General features: G+C 64.9%; 1 protein-coding gene and 2 pseudogenes. All 3 read right to left on the bottom strand.

Going from position 1 to position 1,800, the window contains the following annotated elements; all coding sequences use genetic code 11:
* Positions 1–189: 189 nt before the first annotated feature.
* The 3 genes and pseudogenes from AC1DZP_RS36050 to AC1DZP_RS36040 all read right to left on the bottom strand — a co-directional run bounded on the left by AC1DZP_RS36050 (position 190) and on the right by AC1DZP_RS36040 (position 1,760).
* Positions 190–611: pseudogene (locus tag AC1DZP_RS36050) on the bottom strand (hypothetical protein).
* On the bottom strand, positions 601–861 hold the full coding sequence (locus tag AC1DZP_RS36045) for a type II toxin-antitoxin system prevent-host-death family antitoxin (RefSeq protein WP_477309103.1): 261 nt from the start codon (positions 859–861) through the stop codon (positions 601–603). The pseudogene AC1DZP_RS36050 and the gene AC1DZP_RS36045 overlap by 11 nt, the downstream one beginning before the upstream one ends.
* A gap of 63 nt (positions 862–924) precedes the next feature.
* A pseudogene (locus AC1DZP_RS36040) lies at positions 925–1,760 on the bottom strand (DUF2493 domain-containing protein).
* Positions 1,761–1,800: the final 40 nt, after the last annotated feature.

Here is a 1,800-nt window from a genome sequence, read left to right as displayed (position 1 = left end):
GGCTCGGGGAGCGGCGGGACGCCGCGACTAGAGCCCGGCCGGCCGCAGGCCGGCGCGCCCGGACCTTGCCGCTGCCGGAGGCGCTACGCGCATCTGGCTAGTGGCGCTTCGCGCTTGGAGCTAGTTGTCTTTGTCGGCCAGCCAGAGGCTCAMGTCCTGGATCGAGCGCATGGCGCCGAAAAGAGAACGTCAATCCAGACGGCTGACGCGGCGGCCCTCGCTGCGCGCTTCGATAAAGGCGCCTGCGATCTTCATCATGAATGCCTTTTGCTGAACCGACCGAGGGGCTTGCCGTCGGCTTCGATGTACCAGGAGCGTTCGGCAATATCGTAGTTGTATTCGTCAACCACGATCCAGCAGCGTTTGAGATCGGTCAGACCGGCGCGCCTACACTCGATAGCGGAGACTTCCAAACCGATCCGATCGCTGGTCGGTGGCTGAGTGGTTATCGCCAGGAGCGCGAGATGGGTCAGGCCATCTCTTGCGCCGCGGACAGCGATGACCACGCAGGTCGGCCGGCTCTTGCGGCCTTCCGTTTCGCCGCGCTCGTGTTGCCATGCCCAAAGATACGGGTAGGAGATCACCTGACCAGGCAGAAATCTACCGCTCATCATCGTATCCTTCCCCCCGCGCCAAGCGGTCGATCTCGGCGGCGAAGAGTTCCGTGTGTTCCTCCGGCATGTCGGAGACATGGTATGCACGGCGGGGATCGCCGCCGATGCGCATCCGTTCGTAGTGCTCGTAGCTCATCAGCACGAACCGGGGTTTCCGGTGCTTGGTGAGAATAACGGGTTCGCGGCTGGCAACGTCGGTGACGTCGCCGACCTGCTTGTTGAGATCCCCCGTCGTGAACTGGCGCATGGCTGGACTCCTTGATCAGTCTCCATATTATCTGGATTTTCTGGATTTGCAAGAAAACGGCGCTCACGCGCCGCCCTCCGCGAACCGCCAGACGGGRATGCCCAGCCGACGGGCCTTGTCGGCAAGGTTGTCGGTGATGCCGGAGCCTGAAGGCGATCTGGGTGACCTTCCGGTTCTCKGCCCAGCAGGCKGCGATSCGCTCRGCGCCGCGCGGGCTGCCSCCGTGGAGCAGGACCATGTCGGGATGTTCTCGCGAGCCCTGTCGAGCGCGTCCCAGATCCGGTCGTGATCATTGCAGTCGAGGCCGCCGGCGAAGGCGATCTTGGTGCCGGCYGGRACGAGCACCTCGGTTTCGGCRYGGCGRCGGGCGGCGAGGAAGTCGCGGSWGTCGATCACCGCAGCGGTSATCGCCTGGTGGCTGACCTTGGAGCCGGTGCGCGGMCGCCATGCCGATCCGGTTTGTGCCTCGTMGAGRTCGGCGGCCTCATCGCGCATGATTTCGAGCACGTTGCGGCGCTCGATATAGGTGATGCCYTCGGCMGTGAGCCGYTCCAGCTCGACCGACTTCACCTCGGARCCGTCCTGCTCCTGCTGGCTCGAACGCTGCGCCTCCTCATTGCGGTCGAGGCTGCGGGCGACACGCTCGGCGGCACGGTGGAAGACGTTTGCAAAGGACCAGAGCAGGTCGTCGAGATCGGGTTCGAGCCTGGTGTCGCCAAAGTCTCGACGATCCCGGCGAGGCCGGCCCGGATCACTTCGTCGTCGGGAAGTGGCCGAGGATCAGGTTCGTCCTGATGCGGGCGATGGCCGCACATCTGCAGTTCGAGGATGACTCGGTCGGTCGGCGAGGAGGCGTGGTAGGGTTCGTAGGCGTCGTCGAGAGGAAGGTCGTAGGTCATGGCGGTGTCTCCGTCGGTTGTGGCCGCGCCTATCGCGGCC

Source organism: Mesorhizobium sp. P2_F8, assembly GCF_056403655.1.
Note: the sequence above shows the minus strand (reverse complement) of the source record. Positions and strands in the feature narration are given on the sequence as shown.

What these genes read in the sequence shown, in the direction of transcription:
- AC1DZP_RS36045 (WP_477309103.1), bottom strand. Translation starts at nt 861, where the DNA reads ATGCGCCAGTTCACGACGGGGGATCTCAACAAGCAGGTCGGCGACGTC.